This window comes from Methylophaga sp. UBA5088 (assembly GCF_002414625.1).
Classification (GTDB): Bacteria; Pseudomonadota; Gammaproteobacteria; order Nitrosococcales; family Methylophagaceae; genus Methylophaga; species Methylophaga marina.
Map to the genome: position 1 here is coordinate 5,556 of NZ_DIAC01000035.1, position 5,614 is coordinate 11,169.

The 5,614-nt window shown below is 42.7% G+C and carries 6 protein-coding genes; all 6 read left to right on the forward strand.

Annotated features, from left to right (window positions below):
* Positions 1 to 1,441 (forward strand): ABC transporter substrate-binding protein (locus B4K20_RS04850; protein ID WP_289282072.1); only part of this gene is annotated, 1,441 nt, incomplete at its 5' end.
* Between the two features lie 88 nt (positions 1,442 to 1,529).
* A complete protein-coding gene (gene pomA, locus B4K20_RS04855) occupies positions 1,530 to 2,294 on the forward strand; it encodes a flagellar motor protein PomA (RefSeq protein ID WP_284722426.1) in 765 nt (254 codons plus the stop codon).
* A 20-nt stretch (positions 2,295 to 2,314) separates the two neighbouring features.
* On the forward strand, positions 2,315 to 3,211 hold the full coding sequence (locus B4K20_RS04860; RefSeq protein WP_286304985.1) for a flagellar motor protein MotB: 897 nt from the start codon (positions 2,315 to 2,317) through the stop codon (positions 3,209 to 3,211).
* A 10-nt stretch (positions 3,212 to 3,221) separates the two neighbouring features.
* Positions 3,222 to 3,812 (forward strand): YceI family protein, encoded by a 591-nt coding sequence (locus B4K20_RS04865; RefSeq protein ID WP_289282073.1) that lies wholly within the window; start codon positions 3,222 to 3,224, stop codon positions 3,810 to 3,812.
* A 15-nt stretch (positions 3,813 to 3,827) separates the two neighbouring features.
* On the forward strand, positions 3,828 to 4,466 hold the full coding sequence (leuD, locus tag B4K20_RS04870; protein ID WP_289282074.1) for a 3-isopropylmalate dehydratase small subunit: 639 nt from the start codon (positions 3,828 to 3,830) through the stop codon (positions 4,464 to 4,466).
* A 41-nt stretch (positions 4,467 to 4,507) separates the two neighbouring features.
* Entirely contained in the window at positions 4,508 to 5,578 is a 1,071-nt protein-coding gene (leuB, locus tag B4K20_RS04875; protein WP_284722430.1) for a 3-isopropylmalate dehydrogenase, read from the forward strand.
* Positions 5,579 to 5,614: the final 36 nt, after the last annotated feature.

The following is a 5,614-nucleotide window of genomic DNA, read 5'->3' on the forward strand; positions in this document are numbered from 1 at the left end:
TGGCAAATATCCACAACTCGATTATTGGTTAGCCATGCCTTTTTTTGCCCCAATCCCTTGGGAAGCAGAACAGTTTTACTCACAACCAGGCTTGATAAATAAGAACATAACCCTTGATTGGTACCCAGTCGGAACGGGTCCTTTTTATATGACTGAAAATGATCCAAACCGACGCATGGTACTGACTAAAAACCCTCATTTTCATGGCGAGCGTTATCCAACAGAAGGGGAGGAAACGGATCGGCAAAATGGTCTGCTGAACGATGCAGGAAAATCGCTGCCTTTAACAGACAAAATTGTGTTTACCCTTGAAAAAGAAAGTACCTCTTATTGGGGGAAATTTATGCAAGGCTATTACGATGTAAGTGGCATTAGTTCAGACAGTTTCGAGCAAGCCGTGAATGTGTCAGCATCAGGTGAGTTTGGTTTAAGTGATGTCATGAAAGAGAAAGGAATAAAGCTTGAAACAGCCATTGCGGCGACAAGTTTCTATACTGGATTTAATATGCTGGACCCCGTTGTCGGTGGCTACACAGAGCGAGCAAGGAAACTTCGGCAAGCTATTTCAATCGCTATTGATCAAGAGGAATATATTTCTATCTTTGCGAATGGGCGAGGCATCCCCGCCCAAGGGCCCATTCCTCCCGGTATTTTTGGTTACAGTGAGGGAAAATCAGGTATTAACACACACATATACAAATGGGAGAAGGGACAAGCTGTTCGTAAATCGCTTGACGCTGCTAAGCAACTTTTAGCAGAAGCGGGTTACCCCAATGGCAGGAACGAGAAAACTGGCGAGCCGCTCGTTATTTACCTGGATACCACGGCGAGTGGGCCTGATAGTAAAGCCGATTTAGATTGGATACGTAAGCAATTCAAAAAACTCAAAATACAACTCGTCATCAGAAGCAGTGACTACAATCGTTTTCAAGATAAAATTCGTCGTGGACGAACCCAGTTATTCCAATGGGGCTGGAACGCAGATTATCCTGATCCGGAGAATTTCTTATTTTTACTTTATGGACCCAATGGCCGAGCAGAATTTGGTGGTGAAAATACCGCCAATTATCACAACAAAGAGTTTGATATGCTTTTTGAGCAGATGCGAACGATGTCGAACAGTCCCGAGCGCCGATCTATCATAAACCGTATGGTTGAGATTGCTAGAAAAGACGCGCCATGGATCTGGGGCTTTCATCCAAAACAGTTTTCGCTTTATCATCAATGGAATCATAATGTTAAGCCTAACTTAATGGCGAATAACACATTGAAATATCGCCGTATTGATGCGTCATTACGTGAAAAACTTCAGTCTGAGTGGAATCAGCCGATACTCTGGCCATTAGGCGTCGTACTTATTGTCATTATGCTGATGGTTCTGCCTGCGTTTTTAATTTACAGAGCTAAGAAGCATAAAAAGCATCGTTTTCCTTCGTCATAGAGGAGATTTTTACTATGCGATTAGGTAGAATGCACTGCCAGTGCTACGGCATTTCATTGATGAGTTTCTAGTCTTAGGGAGTAATTGAGTGGATTTAGCTACACTGCTAGGTTTTATTGCGGCTTGGAGTCTGATTATTGCAACGATTGCTCTTGGTGCAGCAGCCGGTGTATTCATCAACATGCCTTCATTAGCGATTGTCATAGGCGGCACCTTTGCGGTGGTATTGATGCGCTTCACTCTAGGACAATTTCTTGGCTCGTTTAAGACAGCAATGAAAGCGTTCTTATACAAATCAGAGTCACCTCAAGAAATCATTCAATCTGTTGTTGAACTAGCCACCATTGCAAGAAAAGAGGGCTTACTTGCACTGGAAAGACAGGAGGTGGCTAATCCCGTTTTGGCAAAAGGTATACGCATGCTGGTTGATGGACATGAACCAGCGGTAGTCAAAAAAGCACTGGTTACGGAAATGAATGAAACCGTTAACCGTCACTCTATAGGCCAGCAAATCTTCAAAACGATGGGGGATGCTGGTCCAGCTATGGGAATGATTGGTACATTAGTCGGTTTGGTACAAATGTTGTCAAATATGTCCGATCCGAAATCCATTGGCCCTGCCATGGCTGTGGCATTATTAACCACACTCTATGGTGCAATGTTAGCCAATATGTTCGCTCTGCCTGTGTCTGATAAGCTCGCTTTACGTAGCAGTGAAGAGTTGATGAATAAGAGTATTATCATTGAGAGTGTAATGGGGATTCAGGAAGGTCAAAACCCGAAAGTATTAGGTGAGCTGTTACAAAACTTCTTACCAGCGTCTAAGCGTGATACTGACGAACCAGCTGCCTAGTTGGTCTCGGTTACATAGAAATGAGTGAAGATAGCCCAAGACCTAAAAAGCAAGACGAAGGCTTACCCGCCTACATGGGCACATTCGCAGACTTAATGTCATTGCTGATGTGCTTTTTTGTTTTGTTATTATCCTTTGCTGAAATGGATGCCTTGAAATACAAGATGGTGGTGAAATCTCTTGATAATGCTTTTGGCGTTCAGCGAGAAGTCATCGCTGATGCTGTGCCCGTTGGTACCAGTATTATTGCTCAAGAGTATAGTCCAGGTGAGCCTAAACCGACGCCGCTTAAGGTAGTGAGACAAGAAACCATCGATGATACCCGTGAAAAAATCAAGGTAACAATGGATGAAGAAGAGGTCGCTCGACAACAGGCCCAGGAAATAGCGGAAGAAACCCAGAAATTTCGTGAAGCATTAGATGAAGAAATTAAAGAAGGTCTAATTGAAGTAGAAAGTCAGTTCAGTCGTATTGTGATCCGAATTCGAGAAAATGGTTCGTTTCCATCTGGTGACGCGAGATTGAACCCTGGCTTTAAACCTATTCTTAGAAAAATACACGACGTTTTAGTGAGTACGGGAGGTCAAATTGCTGTCGCTGGCCACACGGATGATGTACCGATTAATACGCCAAGATATCGATCAAATTGGGAACTATCTACCTCAAGAGCCACCTCTGTAGTACATGAATTGTTAGAACCTGGGGATATGAAACCAGAACGTTTTGTTTTAGAAGGGTATGCGGATACCAAACCATTGGTGCCTAATAATTCACCTGAGAACCGTGCGATTAACAGACGTGTTGAGATTATTGTGCTGAAATCGCCGGTTGAAGAAAGTTTAACCCGATCAATTGACGAACTGATCAACGAGCATGATGCTGTTGATGGTTCAGTGTCTACTATTATCGAACGATGAGGGAAGAAGAATGAGAAAAATGCATATTTGGGTGTCGACACTCAGTATACTCCTGGCAAGCTCGGTAGCTTCTGCAACACAATGGCAGATAAACAACAACGAGTCTCAAGTGAATTTTATTTCAACAAAAAAGGTGAACATTGCTGAGGTTCATCAGTTTGACAAAATTGCTGGTAACTTAGCTGAAACAGGTGAGTTTTCTCTTGCCATTGATTTGGCATCGGTAAATACAGGCATAGAAATTCGCGACAGTCGCATGAAGGAGTTTCTTTTCAATGTCGCTGACTTTCCTAAAGCGACGATTACAGCTCAGCTGTCACCAGAACAAATAGCACAGATTACCGTTGGGCAGACAAAACCATTATCTATTGATGGTTTTTTTGAACTGCATGGGCAAAAACAAGAAATGACATTTGATGTGCTTGTGACCAAAGTAACCGAAAATGAGTTGCTAGTGGTCTCTTCTCATCCTGTTATTTTGAGTGTTGATGATTATAAGTTGGCACAGGGTGTAGAAAAATTACGTGACCTGGCTGGATTACCAAACATAAGCCATGCTGTGCCGGTAAGTTTTTATTTAACGTTAAACGCGACGAACTAAGAGGTATTCCTCGCAATGCAAAAATTTTCAGTTGAGACTGGCATCGTTATTCCATTGGATCGCCCCAATGTCGATACCGATGCCATTATCCCCAAACAGTTTTTGAAGTCAATCAAGCGCACTGGCTTTGGTCCGAACTTGTTTGATGAGTGGCGTTATCTTGACCATGGTGAACCAGGACAAGATAACAGTGGACGGCCTTTAAACCCTGATTTTGAGCTTAACCAACCACGCTATAAAAACGGGACTATCCTGCTAGCGCGTGAGAACTTTGGTTGTGGTTCAAGTCGTGAACATGCTGTCTGGGCACTGGATGATTTTGGCATTCGCGTTATTATTGCCCCCAGTTTTGCAGATATCTTTTTCAGCAACACTAGTAAAAATGGTATTTTGGCTATCACTCTGGAAGAGACGCTAATTGACAAACTGTTTGAGCAAGTAGAGGCGATGCCTGGCTACCAACTGAAAGTCGATTTACCAGAACAAAAAATCACGTTACCTGATGGTGAGTCGATTGACTTTGAGGTTGATGCATTCAAAAAGCACTGTCTAATCGAAGGGCTTGATGATATTGGTCTCACCTTACAGCATCAAGATGATATCAAGGCTTATGAAGAAAAGCGCAAGCAAGAAGCGCCCTGGTTATTCTCATAAGATAAATCTCTAATTCAGTAAATTATTTAAAGATATAAAAAATGACAAAAAAGATTGTAGTTTTGCCTGGTGATGGTATTGGTCCTGAAATCGTAGCTGAAGCAGTCAAAATTTTAGAAGCATTTCGTCAAGAGGGGCTAGATGTCTCTTTGGAATATGGCCTCATTGGTGGAGCAGCATATGATGAAACTGGTACACCGTTACCTGACGAAACGCTGCAGATGTCAAAGCAGGCCGATGCGATTTTATTAGGTGCTGTCGGGGGCTACAAATGGGAGTCACTTGATATCAGCGTCAGACCAGAAAAAGGTTTATTGGGTATCCGCTCCGAATTGAATTTATTTGCCAATTTACGTCCGGCAATTTTATATCCGCAGTTGGCAGAAGCTTCTACACTAAAAGCTGATGTGGTGGCTGGTCTGGATTTGATGATTGTGCGTGAATTGACGGGTGGCATTTATTTCGGTCAACCACGTGGTATCAGAACGTTGGAGAATGGCGAAAAGCAGGGTTTCAATACACTTGTCTATCGTGAAAGTGAGATTAACCGAATCGGTAAGGTCGCTTTTGATATTGCGAGCAAAAGACAAGGTCGAGTTTGTTCTGTAGATAAAGCAAATGTGCTGGAAAGCACAGAATTGTGGCGTGAAACTATGACAACATTGTCTGAATCTTATCCTGACATTGAATTGAGTCATATGTATGTAGACAACGCAGCCATGCAATTAGTTCGAGCACCCAAACAGTTTGATGTGATGGTGACGACTAATATGTTTGGTGACATTTTGTCTGATTGTGCATCAATGTTAACTGGCTCGATTGGCATGCTGCCTTCCGCCTCGCTTGATGAAAACAGCAAGGGTATGTATGAACCGATTCATGGTTCTGCCCCCGATATTGCTGGACAGAATATTGCCAACCCACTGGCGACAATTTTGTCAGCTGCTATGATGTTACGTTACACACTCGATGAAGCTGCAATGGCTGATCGAATTGAAAAAGCTGTGAGTAAAGTACTGGATGATGGACTTCGTACTGCGGATATCTATTCTGAAGGTATGACAAAAGTGTCCACCTCTGAAATGGGTGATGCGGTATTAGCAGCGTTATAAATTAAAACAAAAGGTGTATTGTGAATAAAAAAGTAG

Coding starts and splice junctions, on each gene's coding strand:
- leuD (WP_289282074.1), top strand. CDS start 3,828: ATGCAAAAATTTTCAGTTGAGACTGGCATCGTTATTCCATTGGATCGC.
- B4K20_RS04860 (WP_286304985.1), top strand. CDS start 2,315: ATGAGTGAAGATAGCCCAAGACCTAAAAAGCAAGACGAAGGCTTACCC.
- B4K20_RS04865 (WP_289282073.1), top strand. CDS start 3,222: ATGAGAAAAATGCATATTTGGGTGTCGACACTCAGTATACTCCTGGCA.
- leuB (WP_284722430.1), top strand. CDS start 4,508: ATGACAAAAAAGATTGTAGTTTTGCCTGGTGATGGTATTGGTCCTGAA.